The organism is Nonomuraea pusilla (assembly GCF_900109355.1).
In the GTDB taxonomy this organism is placed as follows: Bacteria; Actinomycetota; Actinomycetes; order Streptosporangiales; family Streptosporangiaceae; genus Nonomuraea; species Nonomuraea pusilla.
The window spans coordinates 1-19,564 of the sequence record NZ_FOBF01000026.1 but is presented as its reverse complement, the minus strand read 5'-3'; the positions used below and the strand labels follow the sequence as shown (position 1 = coordinate 19,564).

20 protein-coding genes are annotated in these 19,564 nt (G+C 73.9%); 6 read left to right on the top strand and 14 right to left on the bottom strand.

What is annotated here, in order from left to right:
- Nucleotides 1-28 precede the first annotated feature (28 nt).
- From BMX74_RS46795 to BMX74_RS36925, 6 genes are all read right to left on the bottom strand, one after another.
- Nucleotides 29-112, bottom strand: a complete 84-nt coding sequence (locus BMX74_RS46795; RefSeq protein WP_350668905.1) for a putative leader peptide — start codon at nucleotides 110-112, stop codon at nucleotides 29-31.
- Nucleotides 113-193: 81 nt separating this feature from the next.
- Nucleotides 194-619 (bottom strand): thioredoxin family protein, encoded by a 426-nt coding sequence (locus BMX74_RS36945; protein ID WP_055504951.1) that lies wholly within the window; start codon nucleotides 617-619, stop codon nucleotides 194-196.
- 91 nt (nucleotides 620-710) lie between these two features.
- Nucleotides 711-1,532: an anti-sigma factor family protein gene (locus BMX74_RS36940; protein ID WP_091105154.1), complete on the bottom strand. Its 822-nt coding sequence runs from the start codon at nucleotides 1,530-1,532 to the stop codon at nucleotides 711-713.
- Nucleotides 1,529-2,041 (bottom strand): sigma-70 family RNA polymerase sigma factor, encoded by a 513-nt coding sequence (locus BMX74_RS36935; protein ID WP_091105152.1) that lies wholly within the window; start codon nucleotides 2,039-2,041, stop codon nucleotides 1,529-1,531. Before BMX74_RS36935 ends, BMX74_RS36940 begins: the two co-directional genes overlap by 4 nt.
- Before the next feature lie 37 nt (nucleotides 2,042-2,078).
- Entirely contained in the window at nucleotides 2,079-2,744 is a 666-nt protein-coding gene (locus BMX74_RS36930) for an LmeA family phospholipid-binding protein (protein ID WP_055504948.1), read from the bottom strand.
- A gap of 71 nt (nucleotides 2,745-2,815) precedes the next feature.
- The gene (locus BMX74_RS36925) at nucleotides 2,816-3,067 is read right to left on the bottom strand and encodes a MoaD/ThiS family protein (protein WP_055504947.1); all 252 of its coding nucleotides are present in this window, start codon (nucleotides 3,065-3,067) and stop codon (nucleotides 2,816-2,818) included.
- Between the two features lie 175 nt (nucleotides 3,068-3,242).
- Here BMX74_RS36925 and BMX74_RS36920 point away from each other — a divergent pair, with 175 nt between their 5' ends.
- Both BMX74_RS36920 and BMX74_RS36915 read left to right on the top strand, forming a co-directional pair.
- Nucleotides 3,243-3,935, top strand: a complete 693-nt coding sequence (locus BMX74_RS36920; RefSeq protein ID WP_055504946.1) for a response regulator transcription factor — start codon at nucleotides 3,243-3,245, stop codon at nucleotides 3,933-3,935.
- A gap of 313 nt (nucleotides 3,936-4,248) precedes the next feature.
- Nucleotides 4,249-4,560 carry a hypothetical protein gene (locus BMX74_RS36915; protein WP_143078904.1) on the top strand — a complete coding sequence of 104 codons (312 nt, stop codon included), beginning with the start codon at nucleotides 4,249-4,251 and terminating at the stop codon, nucleotides 4,558-4,560.
- 4 nt (nucleotides 4,561-4,564) lie between these two features.
- Here BMX74_RS36915 and BMX74_RS36910 read toward each other — a convergent pair whose 3' ends face one another.
- Entirely contained in the window at nucleotides 4,565-5,782 is a 1,218-nt protein-coding gene (locus BMX74_RS36910; RefSeq protein WP_055504944.1) for an FUSC family protein, read from the bottom strand.
- Nucleotides 5,783-5,873: 91 nt separating this feature from the next.
- On the opposite strand from BMX74_RS36910, the gene BMX74_RS36905 reads away from it, so the two are divergent.
- Complete coding sequence (locus BMX74_RS36905) at nucleotides 5,874-6,482, top strand: dienelactone hydrolase family protein (protein ID WP_063792191.1); 609 nt, start codon at nucleotides 5,874-5,876, stop codon at nucleotides 6,480-6,482.
- Nucleotides 6,483-6,492: 10 nt separating this feature from the next.
- Here the strand turns inward: BMX74_RS36905 and BMX74_RS36900 are convergent, their stop codons facing one another.
- From BMX74_RS36900 to BMX74_RS44540, 4 genes are all read right to left on the bottom strand, one after another.
- A complete protein-coding gene (locus BMX74_RS36900) occupies nucleotides 6,493-7,188 on the bottom strand; it encodes an anti-sigma factor family protein (RefSeq protein WP_055504942.1) in 696 nt (231 codons plus the stop codon).
- Nucleotides 7,189-7,195: 7 nt separating this feature from the next.
- Nucleotides 7,196-7,720 carry a sigma-70 family RNA polymerase sigma factor gene (locus tag BMX74_RS36895; protein ID WP_434094016.1) on the bottom strand — a complete coding sequence of 175 codons (525 nt, stop codon included), beginning with the start codon at nucleotides 7,718-7,720 and terminating at the stop codon, nucleotides 7,196-7,198.
- Nucleotides 7,721-7,813: 93 nt separating this feature from the next.
- On the bottom strand, nucleotides 7,814-7,912 hold the full coding sequence (locus BMX74_RS46535) for a hypothetical protein (RefSeq protein ID WP_337959881.1): 99 nt from the start codon (nucleotides 7,910-7,912) through the stop codon (nucleotides 7,814-7,816).
- Nucleotides 7,909-8,112: a hypothetical protein gene (locus BMX74_RS44540; protein ID WP_091105151.1), complete on the bottom strand. Its 204-nt coding sequence runs from the start codon at nucleotides 8,110-8,112 to the stop codon at nucleotides 7,909-7,911. Before BMX74_RS44540 ends, BMX74_RS46535 begins: the two co-directional genes overlap by 4 nt.
- Nucleotides 8,113-8,331: 219 nt before the next feature.
- Here BMX74_RS44540 and BMX74_RS36885 point away from each other — a divergent pair, with 219 nt between their 5' ends.
- A complete protein-coding gene (locus BMX74_RS36885) occupies nucleotides 8,332-9,078 on the top strand; it encodes a MerR family transcriptional regulator (RefSeq protein ID WP_091105150.1) in 747 nt (248 codons plus the stop codon).
- Nucleotides 9,075-9,692 (top strand): hypothetical protein, encoded by a 618-nt coding sequence (locus tag BMX74_RS36880; protein ID WP_091105148.1) that lies wholly within the window; start codon nucleotides 9,075-9,077, stop codon nucleotides 9,690-9,692. The genes BMX74_RS36885 and BMX74_RS36880 overlap by 4 nt, the downstream gene beginning before the upstream one ends.
- Before the next feature lie 154 nt (nucleotides 9,693-9,846).
- Here the strand turns inward: BMX74_RS36880 and BMX74_RS36875 are convergent, their stop codons facing one another.
- On the bottom strand, nucleotides 9,847-11,310 hold the full coding sequence (locus BMX74_RS36875; RefSeq protein WP_055504938.1) for a M28 family metallopeptidase: 1,464 nt from the start codon (nucleotides 11,308-11,310) through the stop codon (nucleotides 9,847-9,849).
- Between the two features lie 158 nt (nucleotides 11,311-11,468).
- Nucleotides 11,469-12,413, bottom strand: coding sequence for a DNA polymerase domain-containing protein (locus BMX74_RS36870; protein ID WP_091105247.1), 945 nt, complete (start codon nucleotides 12,411-12,413; stop codon nucleotides 11,469-11,471).
- A 144-nt stretch (nucleotides 12,414-12,557) separates the two neighbouring features.
- Here BMX74_RS36870 and BMX74_RS44535 point away from each other — a divergent pair, with 144 nt between their 5' ends.
- Entirely contained in the window at nucleotides 12,558-17,513 is a 4,956-nt protein-coding gene (locus BMX74_RS44535; RefSeq protein ID WP_177227652.1) for a WD40 repeat domain-containing serine/threonine-protein kinase, read from the top strand.
- 110 nt (nucleotides 17,514-17,623) lie between these two features.
- Here the strand turns inward: BMX74_RS44535 and BMX74_RS36850 are convergent.
- Nucleotides 17,624-19,564 (bottom strand): transglycosylase domain-containing protein (locus tag BMX74_RS36850; protein ID WP_143078901.1); only part of this gene is annotated, 1,941 nt, incomplete at its 5' end.

Below are 19,564 nucleotides of genomic sequence, written 5' to 3'. Positions count from 1 at the left end.
GCGGATCGGAGTCCGCTCGAGACCGTCCTCAGGCAGCGCGACAGAGCGCGGTGGCGACGCGGCAGAAATCAACCGCGCGCCGCTTCGTCAGCAGCTCTGTCGAAGGGTTCATGGCTAAGACAGTACTCGGCGTCTCGTCATCTGTCACATCTCGTCCGGTTGGTGAGACGAACCGTCCACGGACGAGAACGCCCTACGACGTGCCGTCAGGGAGGGCGGTGGACAGGGCGGCGAGGACGTCGGCCTTCCTGGGGAGGCCGGCGGCCTTCTTGACGATCGTTCCCGAGGCGTCGAGGACCAGGACGGTCGGGGTGCGCAGGATGTCGAGCCTGCGGACGAGGTCGAGCCGGGACTCGGCGTCGATCTCGACGTGCGCCACCCCGGGGACGAGGCCGCTCACGTCGGCCAGGACGCGCCTGGTGGCGCGGCACGGCTGGCAGAACGCGGTCGAGAACTGCACGAGCGTCGCCCGCTCCCCCAGCCCGGCGCCGAGGTCGGCCGGGGTGAGCCGGTCGGCGTCCTGGCCCATGTCACGTACGCGTCCGTCGCGGCGCAGCCGGACCACCCCGATCACCGTACCGAGCGCCAGCGTCGCCAGCGCCACCCACAGACCCGTCATCGCACACCCATCGTCGCCCGGTGCAACCGCGCGAGGCCCGGATTGCTTCCCCGCCCCGCCCCGGACGTCCCCGACGCCCTTCCCCGGGCCGTCACTTCCCGTCACGCACCGGGACGCGGACGAGCAGCTTGCCCGAACCGTCCACCAGGTCAAAACGGATGATGTCGGACATCGGCAGGTCGGTCTGGCGGCGGAAGACGCTCTTGTCGCGGACCGTCTCCCGCGTCACCGTCCAGCTCTGGGTGAGGTCGCGCCGCCCCGACGCCCCCACGACGACCAGCCGGCAGGTCGTGCCGACCGGCACGCCGGACAGGCCCACCGACAGCTCCGTGCCGTTCGCGCCGGGGAAGGCGGAGACGGTCGCGCGGTAGCCGCCGTTCTCCCGCGAGAACTCGCGCCCGGTGGTCGCGCTGCCCGACGGCGACGGCTCGGCGTTCATCTTGGTCATCGCCTTCTCGTTCCCGTCGGCCGCGAACGCCGAGGCCGCCTCCGAGGACTCGGCGGCCGGCGGGGCGGTGCCCTGCGCGGCGGACGCGTCCGCCATCGGCCCCTGCGCGGTGACGCTGGTCGCCTGCCCGCCGGACGGCGGCCGCGCGGCGGTCCAGACGGCGCCGCCCACCGCCACGGCCGCGGCGGACGCGGCCACGGCCAGCAGCAGCCGTCCGCGCCTGCTGCGCCTGGCGCGGGCGTTCAGCAGCCGGTCCAGCACCTGCCTGGGCGGGCTGGAGACCAGCTCGACGTCGCGCTCCGACACCTTCCCCAGGAACGCGGCCACGCCTTCGAGGTCGAGCAGCTCGGCGCCGCACTCCTCGCAGGTGGCCAGGTGGTTGTCGACCTCCAGTGCCTCGTCGGGGTCGAGCGCCCCCAGCGCGTGCGCGCCCAGCGCGACGCGCACCTCCTCGCAGGTCATCATGGCGCGAGCCCCCGCTCCTGCAGCGCGAGCTTCAGCGCCCGCAGCGCGTAGTAGGTGCGTGACTTCACGGTGCCTGGCGGAATGCCCAGCGTCTCCGACGCCTCCTTCACCGATCGCCCCCGGTAGTAGACCTCCATGAGCACCTCGCGGTGCTCGGGCCGCAGCGCGGCCAGCGCCTCGGCCACGGCCCACGACTCGACCGCGCGTTCCAGCTCGTCGTCGGCCGGGATGACGGCCAGCGCCTCGTCGCCGGTCTCCTGGGGGCGCGACTTCCTGGCGCGGTGCTGGTCCACCACGAGGTTACGCGCCACCGTGAACAACCAGGCGCGGATGGGGCGCCCGGCCAGCGCGTCGGGATGCCTCCACGCGCGCAGCAGGGTCTCCTGCACGACGTCCTCCGCGCGTCCCGAATCCCCCGTGAGGCGCAGCACGTACCCGTACAGCGGGCCGGCGTGCTCGTCGAACAGCGTCCTCACGAGTTCATCGTCGGCGGTGCCCGCTGAACTCACGTCCTCATCACGTACGCCGGGGCGGGACGGTTCAACGTCATCCACGGAGCGGCACGTCTGACGCCTCGGCCGAGATCTCCAGCCCGTCGGCGACGCCCCTCACCCTGGTCAGCTTCGCGCCGAAGGGCAGCTTGCCCTTGACCGGGATCGTGTAGGAGAGGAGCCCGGCGAGCTGGTCGGGCACGCCCTCGATCTTCTCGGCCCGCAGCCTGACGCCGCCGTCGGTGACCTCGACGGCCATCTCGGCCTGGAACTTCACCTTCATGGCGCCCACGGGCACCTCGCCGGAGGCGGTGAGGCCCTTGGCGTTCCCCCTGATCTTCACGCCCTCCGGGGCGAACTTGTCGATCGTCGCGCTGGTCAGCGTGCCGGTCACGGCCACCCGCCCGGCCCTGATGTCGGCCCGGTTCTGCAGGACGTCGGCCAGCGGCGCGGTGACGTCGTACGCGGAGCCGTGCAGGTTCTTCACCGGCACGCCGCCGTACGTCAGCGTGCCGAGGTCGAACCGCACCTCCTGATAACGCCCGGAAAGCGCCTGGGTGAGAAACGGGATGCCCTCGATCGTGACGGTGGGCTGTTCGCTGAGATCGGCCGACGCGGCGATCCTGTTCGAGATGTCGCGCTCCACTCCGGCGACCGCGACGCGGTCGAGGGCGACGAGGAGGACGGCGACCACGATGAGGAAAAGGATCAGCTTCCGCATGGGGCTCCCTGGGCGAGAAGGGGGTTGCCAGCCTATCGACTGGCTGTCTCATTCCCTGATGAAAGGGGCGTTCACCCCCCGGCGAACGGCGGCAGCACCTCCACCGTCACCCCCTCGCCGAGCAGCACCTCGTCGTGCGGACGCCGGCCGACGGGCGCCCCGTCGACCAGGAACGACGAACGGCTCGCCACGCGCGCCAGCTCGACACGATCGCGTGTGATTTTCGTCATCAATTCGCCGAGAGTGGCCGCGTCGAACGGCTCTTCCGCGACTCCCGCGGCTTCCTTCGCCGCGGCCCAATACCGTATTTTTCCTGTGCCCATGCGAACCTCACAATCGACTCCGATCCATTGTGCGCCGCGGTTAACACGGTCGTTTCACGAGATCCGCCGTTCATCCGGCGGACGCCCAATGGACGCCTCATACGCGTGGGCTATCCTCGCGTACAGGACCTGGGCGACGTAGCCCCCGGGTCCTTGCGCGTTTGAGGAGGCCGTAATGAGCAACCTGCTCCTGCTGACCAACGCACTTGAGCCCTCGGCCGAGGTGCTCCCCGCGCTGGGGCTGCTGCTCCACTCGGTCCGGGTCGCGCCCGCCGAGGCCTCCGCGCTCATCGACGCCCCGCCCGCCGACGCCGTGCTCGTCGACGCGCGCAGGGAGCTCGTCCAGGCCAAGAGCCTGTGCCGGTTGATCCGCACCACGGGCATCGACTGCCCGCTGTTCGTCATCGTCACCGAGGGCGGCCTGGCCGCGATGACCGCCGAGTGGGGCGTCGACGACGTGCTGCTCGACGGCGCGGGCCCCGCCGAGGTGGAGGCCCGGCTGCGCATGGCCACCGGCCGCATCTCCCAGGCCGCCGCCGAGGAGGTGCCCGACGAGATCCGCAGCGGCGACCTGTCGATCGACGAGGCCACCTACACCGCGCGGCTGCGGGGCCGGGTGCTCGACCTCACGTTCAAGGAGTTCGAGCTGCTGAAGTACCTCGCGCAGCACCCGGGGCGGGTGTTCACGCGCGCGCAGCTCCTGCAGGAGGTCTGGGGCTACGACTACTTCGGCGGCACCAGGACGGTGGACGTCCACGTCCGGCGGCTGCGCGCCAAGCTGGGCACCGAGTACGAGTCGCTGATCGGCACCGTCCGCAACGTCGGCTACCGGTTCGTCCCCGACAGGTCCGACTCGGCGCACGTCTGAGCCTCGGGAGCCCGCTCCCCCGGGAAGGTCACGGGAAAACGCCTGCGGCAGGTGTGGCGGCGCGCGGCGGTGGCAACAAGTCGGAAGGACGGCCCCCGACCCCAAGGAGCCGCCGAGACGTCCCCCCGAGGAACCCCCCGAAGGAGCACGACGTGACCCAGCGCGACGACGGCGCCCGCCCGCCGGTCCCCCGCCCTTCTCACCCGGCCCCGCCCGCCACCGGCGCTTCCCGCGGCCCGGCCCTGCCCGCCGCCTCTCCGTCCCGTGTGGCGCTGCCTGTCATCCGGCCCTGCCACACCGCCGGGAGGGGCAGGTGAGCGGCCCGGCCACCTGTCCCGAATGCGGAGGCCGCAAGGGCATGCGGCTCGGCGAGCACTTCCTGGCCTGCCCGGTCTGCCTCGGCGAAGGGCAGGTCGGCGGAGACGGCGAGCCGGCGGCGGCCGGTGCCGAGCGCGCCCGGCGGCCCGCCTGGGAGCACCCCGCCGTCCAGGCCGCGGGGCTGTGCGGCTTCTGCTTCAGCGCGGGCGAGGTGCTCACCCTCACCGGCGGCCCTCCCGGCCGTCCCGGCCTGCGCATCCTGCCCTGTCCACGCGGCTGCCCCCGCCCCCGGACGTCCCAGACCTGAAGGCTCAGCGCGGCTCCGCCTCCTGTTGGGGACGGGGGTAGGCGGCGCGGTGGGGGCCCGCGGGGTCGAACTCGTGGCGGATGCGGGCGCAGTCGTCGAGCAGCGCGCCGTACAGGGACCACAGCTCCTCCTGGTCGGCCGGGTCCAGCGCGCCGGCGAGCTGGTGCTGGAACGTCTCGCCCGCGTGCAGCGCGGCGCGCAGCTCGCGCAGCTGCTCCTCGTCGTCGGCGCCGTCGCCGCCCGCCTGGATCCTGGCGAACGCGGCGAACACCCGGGAGACCGCCTCCAGCTCCCTCGACAGCGGCTCGGGCAGGGCCGCCGCCGCCTCACCCGGCAGGCCGCGCGCGCCCGCGACGAGGTCCACCAGCCCCCTCGCGATGCCCCTGACCTGCTGGCAGGCGTGGTCCACGCAGGTGGCGGCCTCGGCCACCTGCCGCAGCCGCGGCTTGTAACGGTGGCGGCGCAGCGACAGGCGCACCGACTCCGACGCCTGGTCGGCGGCGTCCCTGGTGCTCTCCAGCCGGTGGGCCAGCGCGCGGGCCCGGTCCAGCCAGTCGCGGGCCTGGTCCTCGTTCCACGCGCCGCGCAGCCCCTGCGCCATGTCGTCGCACAGCCCGGACATCTCCTCCGACAGCGCGCACACCTCGCCCGCCGCCTGCTCCACGTACCGGGGAGGGAACACGAGCAGGTTGGCGGCGATGCCGAGCCCCGCGCCGAGCAGGAGGTCGATCAGCCGTTCCAGGCCGTACGTGTTGCCCAGCGCGAACACCAGCAGCGCCGTGATGGGGATCTGGACGTTCTGGGCGGGCAGGGTGAGCAGCCGCGTCAGCACGAGCCCGGCCACCACCAGCACGGCCAGCGTGAGACTGTTGGGGCCGAGCAGCCAGGTCAGCCCGCTCGCCGCCGTCACGCCCACGATCACCGCGCCGACCTGCTGAACGGCCCTGACGACGGTGCTGTACGCGGTCGCGGACACGGTCAGCAGGACGCCGATGGGCGCCAGCACCGGCAGCTCCACCCTGAGCACGGCCGCGGCCAGCCACCAGGCGATCAGGCAGGCCCCCGTCACCTTCGCGGTCTGGACGAACGCCTCCTTCTCCATCTGCAGCCAGCCGCCCGGCCCGAGGGTCCTGAGCTGGTCGAGCGCCAGCCGCATCCCCGCCGCGATGCGTTCGAGCGGGGACCGGCCCGGGCGCCGCCCGCGCCTCTCACCGCTCTCCATGACGTACCCCTATGCCCCGCATCGACGGCGGGCAACGCGGGATAGAGCGGGGCCGTCACGGGTAGCGGAGCCGCGGGGGGAGGTGTGGCTCGTGAACGGCGACCTGATCGTCCCCGAGTCGGCTCGGGGGGTGGTGGTGTTCGTGCACGGCAGCGGGAGCAGCAGGCACAGCCCGCGCAACCGGTACGTGGCGGGCGCGCTCAACGAGGCCGGGCTGGCCACGCTGCTGTTCGACCTGCTCACGCCGGAGGAGGAGATCGACAGGGCCAACGTCTTCGACATCGGGCTGCTGGCGGGGCGGCTGCTGGAGCGCAGCGCCTGGGTGCGCCGGCAGCCGGGCGTGACGGGCCTGCCGGTCGGCTACTTCGGGGCCAGCACCGGCGCCGCCGCGGCGCTGTGGGCGGCGGCCGAGCCGGGCAACGACGTCGCCGCCGTCGTCTCCAGGGGCGGGCGGCCCGACCTGGCCGGGGACCGCCTGGCGGAGGTCCGCGCGCCGACGCTGCTCATCGTCGGCGGCGACGACCCGATCGTGCTGGAGCTGAACGAGGAGGCGCGCAGGCGGATGCGGGCCGCGTGCGAGCTGCGGATCGTGCCGGGGGCGACCCACCTGTTCGAGGAGCCCGGCACGCTGGAGGCGGTGGCGGAGCACGCGCGCGAGTGGTTCACCACGCACTTCGCCGCCGCGGGGAAGACGGCGTGACCGGTGCCGGTCAGACGGGCACGGTGGCGAGGAGGCGGCCGTCCAGGGTCTCGACGCTGAAGTGGTTGAGCTCGTCCTCGGGCAGGCTGGTGCCGCCGTGCAGGACGAGCGGGTCCGGCGCCCCGGGCACGCCGTAGCCGGCGGACGGCACGCCCCAGCTCGCCACCACCTCCGAGCGGCCGTCGTCGCCGACGGCGAGCAGGCGGCACCGCAGCGGGCCCCTGACGCCCTTCAGCTCCAGCGCGACGTGCGTGCCCCAGCCCTTGTCCTCCAGCCCGACGACGGCGGACACGCCGGTCGCCGGGTCGGCGCCGGTGTACGTGCGCCCCGTCAGCAGCAGCGCCCGCGCGGGCCCGTGGACGCTGTCCGGGTTCGGCCCGGAGGCGGTGGCGTGGACGGCCAGGTACACCCCGGCCGCGACGGCGACGCAGGCCGCCGCCGAGACGAAGGCCCGGTGCAGGCGGCGGGCGCGCCGCTCCTTCAGCGCCCGCCTGACGACCAGCGACTCGACACCGGGGTCGGCGGGGGCCGCCTCCAGCCCGTCCGGGTCGGCGTACCTGAGCAGCTCGCCCATCGAGGCGAACGTCCTGACCTCGGCGGCGCAGGAGGCGCAGCCGGAAAGGTGGCGCGCGAACTCCTCCCGCTCGGCCGGGTCGAGCAGCCCCAGCGCGTACGCCGCGACGTCCTCGTGGTGCGCCTGTGTCATGGGCCCGTCACGGGAGGGTCACTCCCCTCTCCTCCAGCGCGACGCGTAACGCCCGCATCGCGTAGTACACGCGGGACTTCACCGTGCCCACGGGGACGCCGAGCAGGTCGGCCGTCTCCTTGAGCGACCGGTCCCTCAGGTACGTCTCCGTCAGGACCTGCCGGTGGGCAGGCGACAGCGAGAGCATCGCGTCGGCCACGACGATCTCGCGCAGCAGGCGGTCGTCCTCCGCCTCGGAGGGCGGCGCGCGGTCGGGCAGGCCGGCGCCGCCCGGCACGGCGGCGTGCGAGGCGTGACGGCGGTCGTCGATGACGACCCGCCTGGCGACCGTGGCCAGCCAGGGCATGAGCGACCCCGAGTCGGTGCGCAGGCCGTCCAGGCTGCGCCAGGCGCGTACCAGGGTCTCCTGCACGACGTCCTCGGCCCAGCGCCGGTCGCCGCCGGTCAGCCGGACGGCGAAGGCCGTCAGCGGGCCGCCGTACTGCCGGTACAGCGCCCGGACCATGGCCTCTTCGGTCACGCGGTGGTTCACGCCGCGGCTCCTCGTGTGCCGGTGGCTGGTGTCCCGGTTGAGCGGATTATCACCCCGCTCCAGGGAACCGGCCAGGGCCCCCGGGCCCCGGTCTCAGGGCGGTAGAGGCTCGCCCAGCGGCAGGCGTACCTCGAACGTGGCGCCCTCCCCCGGCGCCGAACGCGCTCCGACCTCGCCGCCGTACGCGCTCACCACCGCCTGCACGATGGACAGGCGACCCCGTGACGGAGATGCTGACCGGCGTGGACGTCGTCCGCGAGCAGATCAGGGTCGCCGCGGGCGGCGCGCTGCCCTTCCGCCGGCAGGACGTCCGCCGCCGACGTGGTGCCGCCCACGTACGACTCGCTGATCGCGGGGCTCGTCGTGTGGGCGCCCACCAGGGACGAGGCCATCGCGGGCCGACCGGGTCCTGGCCGAGTTGGCGGTCGAGGGGCCGGGCGTCGTGACCACGATCCCGCTGCTGCTCGCGCATCCCCGGTTCGCGGCCGGCGAGCACACCACCCGCTTCGTGGACGACCTCATGGCAGACCGCGAACCGCAACCCACCGCCTGACCCCGGGCGGGACGCCGCGCATTGACCTTGACGCGACGTCAACGTGTCTAATGACGGCATGCGGATCGGCGAGATCGCCGCGCTGGTCGGGGTCTCGACCCGTACGGTGCGTTACTACCATCACGTGGGGCTGCTGCCCGAGCCGCCCAGGCGGCCGAACGGCTACCGCGAGTACGAGCTGCGCGACGCGGTCGTCCTCGCCAGGATCAGGCGGCTGGCCGAGCTGGGCCTGTCGCTGGAGGAGCTGCGCGACGCGCTCGCCGACGACGCGGGCAAGGAGCTGCGCGAGGTGCTCCTCGACCTGGACGCCGACCTGGCCAGGGAGCAGGAGGCGATCGCGGAGCGCAGGCGGCGGCTCGCGGCGCTGCTGGATCGGGCCGACCTGCGCCCCGGCTGGGTCGTGCCGTCGGACGCCGCGGACGTGCTGCGCGACCTGCACGCCAAGGGCTCCAGGTTCGCGGACGTCGACCGCGAACTGCTCATGCTCATGAACCTCATGGCCGACCCGGCCGACCAGGACCGCGTCCTCGCCCTGATGCGCCCGCTGACCGAGCCGGACAGGCTGGCCCAGGGGCACGCGCTGTACCGGCGGCTGGACGCGCTCTCGGGCGCCGGAGCCGACGACCCGCGGGTTCCCGCGCTCGCCGCCGAGCTGGCCGCCCACCTCCCTGACGAGATGGCGCGGGCCCTCGCCGGCCGCCTGCCCGGCGACCAGCGCTGGCTGGAGACGCTGTCGGGCGAGCTGAGCCCGGCGCAGGCCGAGGTGTTCCGTCTGATGGTGACCGAGCTGAAGGAGCGCGCATGACGCCGTGGCCGCTGCGGGTGGCGTGGAGGGTGCTGGGCTTCGAGCTGAAGGGCCTGGCGAGCGTGGCCCTGTGGGTGGCCAGGCGCAGGCACGGCGTGCCGCCGGGCGCGACCGCCTGCTCGTACGCCAGGGAGCAGTCCACCACGCTCCTGCTCATGGTGTTCGCCATGGCGGTCGAGACCGTCGTCATGGACGTCCTGCTGAGCGCGTTCGGCGTGCCGGCGCCGGTGCGTCTCGCGGTGCTGGTCGCCGACGCGTACGGCGTGGTGTTCGGCGTCGGGCTGGCCGCCGCCTGCGCCACTCGCCCGCACGTCGTCACCGCCGGCGAGCTGCGCGTCCGCTACGGGCCCTACGTCGACCTGCGGCTCCCCCGCGCGCTCATCGTCTCGGCCCGGCTCTCCCGCACGTACGACGAACGCCGCATGGTGCACATGTCCGACGGCCGGGCCACCGTGTCCGTGGCGTCGCAGACGAACGTGGTGGTCGAGCTGTCCGAGCCGGTCGTGGCGGTCCGCCCGCTGGGCGGCCGTGCGGAGGTCACCGTCGTCCGCTTCTTCGCCGACGACCCGAAGGCCCTCCTGGCCGCCCTGCGCGTCCCCGCCGCCACGCCGTGACCCTTACGGGCTGGGGCGGCGGTTTCGCCGTGAACGTCCGGGAGGGCCTTGACGTCAGCCCTGGCGGCCCTGGGAGGCGCGCTCAGGGATGCCGTGAGCCCTGGGGGCGCGCTCAGGGATGCCGTGAGCCCTGGGGGCGCGCTCAGGGGTGCAGTCAGCCCTGGGAGGCGCGCTCAGGGATGCCGCTCAAGTCGAACGCGAACCTCGCCGTCGAGTCGGCGATGGCGTCGGCGTTGACGTCGAGCGCCGTGTCGTTGATGTTGTTGAGCGTGTCGCACGCCTGGTGGTAGCAGGCGTCGTACGCGGCGCCCGCCGTACCGCCGAACAGGGCCGCCTCCTCCGCCGTCTTGATCCCCTCGGCGCCGGTGAAGATGCCGCCCGCCGGGATGCCCGCCGCGATGAACGCCCCGTAGTCGGAGCGGCCGTCGAAGTCGGTGCCGTTGTGCGGCAGGCTGCGGGCGTCGTAGAAGGCTTCGAGCTGCTTCTCGATCTGCGCCGACCCGGCCGGGCCGGCCGGGGAGCCCACGTTGTCGGAGTTGTCGCCGTCGTACAGCTTGTACGCGTAGTTGGGCGAGGCGACCATGTCGAAGTTCAGGTACAGGCGGATGCGGTCGCGCTGGCGCCGGCTGAGCGACTCGACGTACTGGTCGGAGCCGAGCAGGCCGACCTCCTCACCCGCCCAGAACGCGAAGCGGACCTGGTTGCGCACCGGGAAGCGCGACAGCTCCTCGGCCACCTCCAGGATGGCGGCGCTGCCGGAGCCGTTGTCGTTGATGCCGGGCCCCGCCGGGACACTGTCCAGGTGGGCGCCGACCATCACGACGTCGCGCGGGTCCCCGGCGCGGCTCTCGGCGATCACGTTGTCGCTCTTGCCGAGCACGAGCGTCGAGTCGACCTTGAGGTGGACCGTCGGGTTGCCCGCCGCGGCCAGTTCCGCGCCGACGGCGTGGTCGGTGAACACCATGGGCACCTTGGCCCGCCACTCGCCGATGTCCAGCGGGTACGATTCCGTCCTGCCCGGCTGGCCCTCGTTGAACACGATGATCCCGGACGCGCCTGCCCGGCCCGCGTTGCGGATCTTCTGGGCGAACGCGCAGGTCCCGCGCTGGATGAGCGCGATCCTCCCGGGCACGAACCCGGCGAAGTCCGACTCCTCACAGCCGCTCGTCGAGCTGGGGGTGGGGGCGGGAGGAAGCGTCAGGTCCACGCCCTGCACCTGCGCCGTCACGTCCCCGGCCGGCGAGGGCTCGAACGTGTGGAAGTCCTGCCCGGCGGCCCACGACTTGGAGCCGGGCAGCTCCAGGGTGGCGGGGGCGTTCTCCTTCCAGCTCTGCACGAAGTCGATCGGCTGGAGGCTCACCCGGTAGCCGGCGGCGCGCAGCCGTCCCGCCACGTAGTCGCGGGACGCCTGGTAGCCGGCCGTGCCGATGGCGCGGGTGCCGCCGTTGGCGTCGGCGATCGACTGAAGGGCCGACAGGTGCTGCTTGACGTTCTCGACCTTGACCTTCTTGACGAGCAGCCGGGCGATGACCTCGCCGGGCGGCGTGGCCGCGGCGGGCGCGGACACGGCGAGGACCAGCGAGAATGCCGTGGCCAGCGGCAGGACGGTTTTGCGCATACGGGCTCCCCTACGTGCGAATGGGATGCGGAGAGATCCCCCCGAGCCGCAACGAATCGGAACGTAACCCGGCGCGACATCCCTGGGAAGCCTTATTGCCTCACGCTCTTGCCACAAATCCCGGACAATGTCGTGTTTTACCCGGCCAGACCGTTCCCCTACTCGGCGCGCCTGGCCCGTGCCCGCCGCTTGCCCTCGTGCATCGCCTGCACCCTCGCCACCGGGATCGCGTGCCCCTCCTCCACCAGGTCCGGCGGGAGCCGCCGCGGCTCGGGCATCAGCTCCGCCCACGGGTCACGCTCCGCGAGCAGCCCCGGCGCCGTACGGAGGGTGAAGTCCGCCGGGACCACCCGGTCGAGGTCCTCCCACGCCACCGGGAACGACACCGGCACCCCCGGGCGCACCCGGGGACTGTAGGCGGCCACCACCGTCGCGCCGCCCGCCCTCGTCGAGTCGACGAACACCTTGCCCCGGCGGTCCTCCCGGATGAACGCCGTCGTCGCGAGCGCCGGATCCAGCCGCTCCGCCCGCGCCCCCAGCGCCCGCGTCGCCGCCGCCAGATCGTCCATCGCCGTCCCCGGCGTCACCGGCACGAACACGTGGACGCCCTTCGCCCCGCTCGTCTTCACCGCGCCCGCGAGGCCCGCGTCGTCCAGGGCCTGCCGGACCAGGTGCGCCGCCCGCACCACCAGGTCGAAACCCGCGCCCTCCGGCGGGTCCAGGTCGAGCACCAGATGCGTGGGCTCCCCGCCGCGCACCAGCCCCGGGTGGTACTCCACCGCCCGCTGGTTGGCGAACCACAGCAGCGTCCGCCGGTCGTCGCACAGCGCGTACGACACCTGCCTGCGCGACGCTTCCGCCCACATCCCCACCCTGCGGATCCACGACGGCGCGTACGACGGCAGGTTCTTCTGCATGAACGGCTCCTGGCCCGGCCGCACCCGCACCACCGACAGCGGGCGGCCCCGCAGCGCCGGCAGGATCCTGTCGCGGACCGCGTCGAGGTAGTCGACCAGGTCGCGCTTCGTCGCGCCGGCGCCGTCGAACAGCGGCTGGCCCAGGTTGGTGAGCGCCACCCCGTCCCGGGTCTCATCGGTCGTCACCCCGTCCACGATGCCCCGGACGGGCCGCCGCTTCACGCACCGGCCGATAACGATCCGCACGCTCCGCCAGGCCTTCCGGCTCCCGGTCCGCACGGAGACGCCCGAACCACTACGCTGAGTACGGACGATCTCACGGGAGGTGATGTGGCGGAGGCACGACCGCCGCGGCCCGGCGAACACGACACGATCGGCGGCTACCTGCTGCTCGGCGCCATCGGCCACGACAGGCAGGGCGTCTCCTACCTCGGCCTCGACGCGGCCGGGAGGCGGGTGACCGTCAGGGTGCTGCACGCCGTCCTCGGCGCCGGCGCGCGCGAGCGCTTCCTGCGCCGGGCGCTCGCGGCGCGGCGGGCGTCAGGGCCGGGCCTGGCCCAGGTGCTCGGGGCGGGCGTCGAAGACGGCACACCGTACGTGGTGAGCGAGCACGTCGACGGGCCCTCCCTGCGGGAGCTGGTCGGCCGCGGCGGGCCGCTCGGCGCCGCCGCGCTGCTGCGGCTCGGCATCGCCACGGCCGGGGCACTCGCCGGCCTGCACGGCGCGGGCGTCGCCCACGGCGGGGTGAACCCGGAGAACATCCGCCTCGCGGCCGACGGCCCCTGGCTCACCGGCACCGCCTGCACACTGCCCCAGCCACCCACCAGCCCCACGAACGAGCCGCCCCACCGGTTCCCCAACCACCCAGCCGGCCACTTCCCCGGCCTGACATCCGACCGGCCCACGGACGAGCCGGCCGACCGCTTCCCGCACCAGTGGACCGGCGGGCCTACGGACGAGCCGGCCGACCGCTTCCCGTACCACTGGACCGGCGGGCCTGCGGACGAGCCGGCCGTCCCGTACCAGTGGACCGGCGGGCCTGCGGAGGAGGCGGCCGACGTACGAGCATGGGCCACCACCCTGCTCTTCGCCGCCACCACCGCCCGCTCCCCACAGCGGCCCGACCCCCACCTCCCCGAGGACCGACCCACCTCACCAGGGATGGCCGGCGGGATCGCCGACATCGACGCCCTGCCTGCGACGCTGCACCCGCTCGTCGCGGCCTGCCTCGCGCCCGACCCGGCCGCACGTCCCCGCGCCTCGGACATCCACCTCGCCCTCCTCACCCTGCCCGCCGCCCCTCCCAGCACATCGGGCCGCGCACCCGGCAGACGCCGCCCAGGAACGGCAGGACGCACGTCCGGCCGAGAACCGAACACGACTCACGGACGCACACCCAACGAAGGCCCGGACGGAACGACCGAACGAGCACCCGGCGAATCACGCAACAGGACCGCCGAACCCACACCGGGCACATGGCCCAACGGAACAATCGCACACACGCCCCACGAAACCCCCGACAGAACACTGGAACCAGCACCGGGCGAATCACCCGACAGGACCTCCGGACACACGCCACGCGAAGTGCCGACCGGGGCGGCCGGACACACGCCCAACGCAAGGCCCCACAGCACAGGCGACCAGACCCCGGCCGAAGAGCCAGACGGCGCGATCGAACGCATGCCCGACGCAAGGCCCCACAGCACGGGCGGCCAGGCGCCGGGCGAAGGGCCAGACGGCGCGATCGAACGCATGCCCGACGCAAGGCCCCACAGCGCGGGCGGCCGGGCACCGGGCGAAGGGCCAGATGAGGCGGTCGGGGCGGTGCCGGGCGCGTGGCGTGCCAGGTGGATGCGGAGAGCCCGGCGCGGCCGCCGTGCCGCCGCCCGCGTCCGCCACACCGGGCAGCCCCGCCACGCCCGCCGCCCTTCGCAGCCCCCCGGTGACGCCCTCTTCGACCGGCACACCCAGGCCCTCCCCAACCAGACGCCCGGCCAGGACAACCACGACCTCCGGCAGCCGACGCCCGGCCAGAACATGCCCGCCCTCCCGCACCCGAGGCCCGACCACGACAGCCACGACCACCCGGCCCCTGCACCCAGCCAGGACATGCACCACCTCCCCAGCCCAACCTCCGACCAGAACTGGTACCCCTCCCCCGACCCGTCGCCCGACCAAAACGGCCACCACCTCCTCGACCCGGCACTTGACCAGAACGGCCACCACCTCCTCAACCCGGCGTCCGACCAGGACATGCGCCACTTCTCCCGCCGGGCGTCCGACCAGGACGACCACCACCTCCCTGGCCTGGCACCCCAACAGGACGTGCACCACCTCCCTGGCCTGCCGTCCCAACAGGACCTGCGCCACCCCCCTGGCCCGGCATCCGGCCAGGACGGCCACCACCTCCCCAGCCCAGCCTCCGGCCAGGACAGACACCGCCTCCCCAGCCCAGCCTCCGGCCAGGACGGACACGACCTTTCCAGCCCGGCGGCCCCTCAGGAGCGGCGGGACCTTGGGAACCCTGTGCTGGACTGTGACGTGCAGCGCCCTCCCGGCTCTGCCTCCGACGCCTCCGGGGCCTCCCGGGCCCGCGCGGCATCCGGGGTCTCCGGGGCCTCGGATGCCTTCGAGGCCGCCGGAGCCTCCGATGCCGGCGATGCGTCGGTCTCCGATGACGGCGATCAGGGTGGGACCCAGGTCCCGAGTGCTCGGGGGGAGACCGGTGGTGCTCGCCCCGAGTCCCGGGGCGTACGGCGGGGGTCGCGTCGGCTTCGTGGGCGCGGGGAGTCCGGTGGCGGGTTGCCTGGACGGTCCTGGGCGCGGGGGCTGCGGGGACGCCGGTCGGCCAGCACCGCTGGGCCTGGGGCGAGCGCGGACGGCGCGTCGAGCGGGCGCACCGACGTGAACGGCCGTACTTCCTCGGACGGGCCCACCTCCCTGAACGACTACACCCCGCTAAACGGGCGCACCGGGCCGAACGACCACACTGGGCTGAGCGGGCGCACCGGGCTGAACAGGGGCACCGAGCTGAACGGGCGGAAGTCCCTGGAGTCCGACAAGCGGAAGGGCCTTGGGCCGAGCGGGGCGAAGGTGCGCGGGCTGGGTGGGTTGAAGAGGCGCGGGCTCAGTGCGCGCAAGGGGCGGGGGCTGCGGGGGCGCCCTGCGGGCCACTGGTTCGGTGCGGGCCGCTGGTTCGCTGGGAGCCGCCGGTTCGGTGTGGGGCGGCGGTTCGGTGTGGGGCGGGTGGCGCGGCGGTGGCAGCGGATGGGGGCCGGGGGGAGGCGGCTTGTCCTGGGTGGCGGCGCTGTCCTGGCGTCGCTGCTGACCGTGGCGTACCTGCTGGTGCCGGCCCCGCCGACGCAGCCGCACGCGGTGACGTTCGGCGGCCCGCTCGGCGAGCCGATGTCCGGACACACCGGGTACGTCCTGCCGGTGGCCACCGGCCAGGTCGGCGGTGTGCCCGTGGCCGTCACGGGGGGCACCGACGGTTTCGCCAGGGTCTGGAACCTGCGCACCAGGCAGCAGCTCGGCAACCCGCTCGGCGGTCACCGGGTGGCCGTGCGGTCCATCTCGCTCGGCGACTACCGGGGCGCGAGGGTGGCGCTCACGGCCGACGGCGGCGGTTCGCTGCGGATGTGGGACCTCGCCACGTACCGGCAGGTCGGCAGGACCATCACGGACCGGTACGCCTACCTGGCAGCGCTCGCCCAGGTCGGCGACACGCCGGTCGCGGTGGCGGTCGGCGACATGAACGACGTCCACGTCTGGAACCTCGACACCGGCAAGGCGGTGGGCAGGCTCACCGGGCACACCGGCGACGTCGGCGGGGTCACCACCGGGCTGGCGGGCGACACTCCCGTGGCCGTCACGAGCAGCAGCGACGGCACCGCGCGCGTCTGGGACCTGTCCGCGATGAAGCAGCTCGGCGACCCGCTGCGCACCGACGCCGCGGCGGCCGGGCCGGTGGCGCTGGCGCGGGTGCAGGGCGAGGACGTCGTCCTCACCTCTCACGACGAAGAGGTGCGGGTCTGGGACCTGCGCACCCATGAGCAGCTCGGACGTCCGCTGACCGGGCATCGCGGCGTGATCACGTCCATCGCGGTGGAACGGCTCGGCGAGGTGCCGGTGGCGGTCACCGGCAGCGCCGACGGCACCGTCCGCCGGTGGAATCTCGTGACGCACGAGCAGCTGGGCTCTCCGTTGACCGGGCACGGGCGCGAGGTGTTCGAGGTCGCCGCCGGGCACCCCGACGGCGGGCCGATCGCGCTGTCGACCGGCGCCGACCGCGCCGTCCGGGTCTGGGACCTCTTCACCGGCAGGCAGGTCGGCGCGGCGTTCAACGGCCACGTCGGCGAGGTGCACGGGGTGGCGGCGGGGGCGCTCGGCGGCGTCCCCGTCGCGGTGAGCGTCGGCGACGACGAGGCGGCGCGCGTGTGGAACCTGCGTACGCGCCGCCAGTCGGGGGGCGCGCTGACCGGCCACACCGGGGCCGTCAACGCCGTCGCGCTGGGCACGCTCGACGGCGCACCCGTGGCGGTGACGGCGAGCGACGACCGCACTGCCCGGCTGTGGAGCCTCACCGGCAGGAAGGAGCTGGGGCGGTTCACGGGGCACGCGGGCGCGGTGCGTGCCGTGGCCTTGTCCCGGGTGGGCGGCCGTCCCGTCGCCGTCACCGCCGGCGCCGACAACGCCGCCCGGGTGTGGGACCTGCGGACGTTCCGGCAGGTGGGGGCCGCGCTGGAGCACGACGGCGACGTCATGGCGGTGGCCACGACCGAGCTGGACGGCACCCCGGTGGCGGTCACGGTCGGGACGGACTCGACGGCCCGGCTGTGGGACCTGGAGCGGTCCCGGCAGCTCGGCTCGATCGCCGTGCCGGTGCGTACGGACGGGATCTGCTCGGTGGCGGTGGGGTCGGTCGCGGGCCGCCAGGTCGCGCTGATCGGCGGCAGCGACGGCGAGGACAGCGAGATCGTGGTCTGGGACCTGCGCACCCGCCGCAGCCTCGGGACGCCGCTGCGCGGCCACATCGGCGACGTCAGGGCCGTCGTCACCGGCTCCGTGGACGGCTCCCCCATCGCCGTCAGCGGAGGCAGCGACGGGACGATCAGGATCTGGGACCTGCGCGAACGCGCGGAGCTGGCGACGGTGGACGGCGCGTGGCGCGACGTGCGCGCGGCGGCCGTGACCGACGTCGACGGCCGCGCCATCGCGCTGACCGCGGCCGACGACGGCGTCCTGCGCGCCTGGAACCTCGGCCCGCCGTACCCGCCCGGCTGGTGACACTCCCCGCCCTCTGTCCGAGGAGCCCTCTGCCGAGGAGAGGGCGGGGGTCGCACCCCCGGCGAAGGGTGCCTGAGCGGGCGATGCAGGAAAGACCTGCCCGGGTGTGGTCAGGGCTGGGTGGGGCCGTCCCCGAAGTCACCCCCCAGGTCGTCCCCCCGATCACCCCCTTGGCCGTCCGGGGCCGCGGGGTCGTCGCTCTTGGCGGGGGCGCAGTGGGTGGAGCAGCCGCCGAAGCGGATGCGGTTCACCGGCGTGAACCGCGAGGGCTGGACCCCGCGCAGCGCGGCAAGCATGGTGTCCTTCCAGATGGGGCCGGGGACGGTGGCGCCCTGGACGGCGCCGTGGTGCCGGCCGCCGATGGTGACGCCCGTGAGCTTGTGCCGGGTGGACCCGCGCGGGTCGCCGATGCTGACGGCTCCGGCGAGGTCCGGTGTGAACCCGGCGAACCAGGCGGTGGCGTACCCGTCGGTGGTGCCGGTCTTGCCGGCGGCGTCGCGGCCGATGCCGCCGACCCCCCGCATGGTGCCCTGGGTGAACACGCCCGACAGCACCTCGGCGGCGGCGTCGGCGACCTCGGGGTCGAGGGCCTGGCGGCAGCGCGGCCGGTACGGGGTGGTCCTGCCGTCGCGGTCGGTGATGGCGGTGATGGCCATGGGCGCGCAGTACCTGCCCCGTGCCCCGATGGCGGCGTACGCGGCGGCGACGGTCACGGGGTCCATCTCGTTGATGCCGAGCGTGAACGTCTCGTATTCGGCGAGCGGCCGGCCGTCGGCGCGCCGGGCGCCGAGGGAGCGGGCCGTCTCGACCGTCGCGCACAGCCCGACCCGCTGCTCCAGCACCATGAAGAAGGTGTTCACGGACGCCCAGGTGCCGGTGCGCAGCGTCTTCCAGCCGGGGCTGCCCTCGTCGTTGGTGACGGTGTGGGTGGGGTCGCCGACGCGTTCGCCCTTGCAGTTCCTGAACGCCGAGTAGTCGGGCGCCCGGTACCCGGCTCCCGCCTGGAGGCCGTCGTCGAGCCGCATGCCCTGCTGCAGGGCGGCGATCAGGGTGAACGTCTTGAACGTGGAGCCCGCCTGGAAGCCGACGCCGCCGCCGTGGGCGGCGTCGGCCACCACGTTGTACGACATCTCGTGCCTGCGCTTGGAGTTGCCGTACGGGCGGCTGGCGGCCATCGCCCTGATCGCCCCGGTGCCGGGCTGCACCAGGGCCTCGGCGGCGACGGGGGCGTCGGAGGCGTGGACGTGCCGTTTGATGGCGGCGTCGGCGGCGGCCTGCGCGTTGGGGTCGATCGTGGTGCTGATGGTCAGGCCGCCGCGGTTCAGCCGGGCGAGGCGCTGCTCGCCGGTGGCGCCGAAGGCGGCGTTGTTCAGGATCTCGCTGCGGACGTACAGGCAGAAGTAGGGGTACTTGCTCGCGCCGCAGCCGCCGGGCACGGGGGTGCCCTTGTAGCCGAGCTTGGCGGCCTTGGCCTTGGCCGCCTGCTCGGGCGTGATCCTGCCGAGCTGGGCCATGCGGTCGAGTACGACGTCGCGGCGCTGCAGCAGCCGGGCGCGCTGGGCCTTGCCGAGGTTGGGGTCGGTGGCGTTCGGGTCCTGGACGGCTCCGGCGAGCGTGGCGGCCTGCGGCAGCGTGAGGTCCTTGGCGTGGACGCCGAAGAAGCGCTTGGCGGCGGCCTCGACGCCGTTGGCGCCCGCGCCGAAGTAGGCGATGTTGAGGTACTTCTCCAGGATCTGGTCCTTGCTGTACTTCTCCTCGACCGCCATCGCGTACCGCAGCTCCTTGAGCTTGCGCGCGTAGCTGGCCTCCAGCGCCCTCGCCTTCTCCTTGTCGGTGACCGCCGAGTTGAGCAGCACCTGCTTGACGTACTGCTGGGTGATGCTGGAGCCGCCCTGCGCGACGCCGCCCTTGGCGAAGTTCTTCACCAGGGCCCGGAACGTGCCCTCCAGGTCGATGGCGCCGTGCTGGTAGAACCGGTCGTCCTCGATGGCCACGATCGCGGTCTTCATCACGTCGGCCACGTCGGTGAGCGGCACGACCTCGCGGTACTC

Bases quoted from the DNA above. Each gene is read 5' to 3' on its own strand.
- BMX74_RS46795 (WP_350668905.1), bottom strand. From the start codon at position 112: ATGAACCCTTCGACAGAGCTGCTGACGAAGCGGCGCGCGGTTGATTTC.
- BMX74_RS36945 (WP_055504951.1), bottom strand. From the start codon at position 619: ATGACGGGTCTGTGGGTGGCGCTGGCGACGCTGGCGCTCGGTACGGTG.
- BMX74_RS36940 (WP_091105154.1), bottom strand. From the start codon at position 1,532: ATGATGACCTGCGAGGAGGTGCGCGTCGCGCTGGGCGCGCACGCGCTG.
- BMX74_RS36930 (WP_055504948.1), bottom strand. From the start codon at position 2,744: ATGCGGAAGCTGATCCTTTTCCTCATCGTGGTCGCCGTCCTCCTCGTC.
- BMX74_RS36925 (WP_055504947.1), bottom strand. From the start codon at position 3,067: ATGGGCACAGGAAAAATACGGTATTGGGCCGCGGCGAAGGAAGCCGCG.
- BMX74_RS36920 (WP_055504946.1), top strand. From the start codon at position 3,243: ATGAGCAACCTGCTCCTGCTGACCAACGCACTTGAGCCCTCGGCCGAG.
- BMX74_RS36910 (WP_055504944.1), bottom strand. From the start codon at position 5,782: ATGGAGAGCGGTGAGAGGCGCGGGCGGCGCCCGGGCCGGTCCCCGCTC.
- BMX74_RS36900 (WP_055504942.1), bottom strand. From the start codon at position 7,188: ATGACACAGGCGCACCACGAGGACGTCGCGGCGTACGCGCTGGGGCTG.
- BMX74_RS44540 (WP_091105151.1), bottom strand. From the start codon at position 8,112: ATGGCCTCGTCCCTGGTGGGCGCCCACACGACGAGCCCCGCGATCAGC.
- BMX74_RS36885 (WP_091105150.1), top strand. From the start codon at position 8,332: ATGCGGATCGGCGAGATCGCCGCGCTGGTCGGGGTCTCGACCCGTACG.
- BMX74_RS36880 (WP_091105148.1), top strand. From the start codon at position 9,075: ATGACGCCGTGGCCGCTGCGGGTGGCGTGGAGGGTGCTGGGCTTCGAG.
- BMX74_RS36875 (WP_055504938.1), bottom strand. From the start codon at position 11,310: ATGCGCAAAACCGTCCTGCCGCTGGCCACGGCATTCTCGCTGGTCCTC.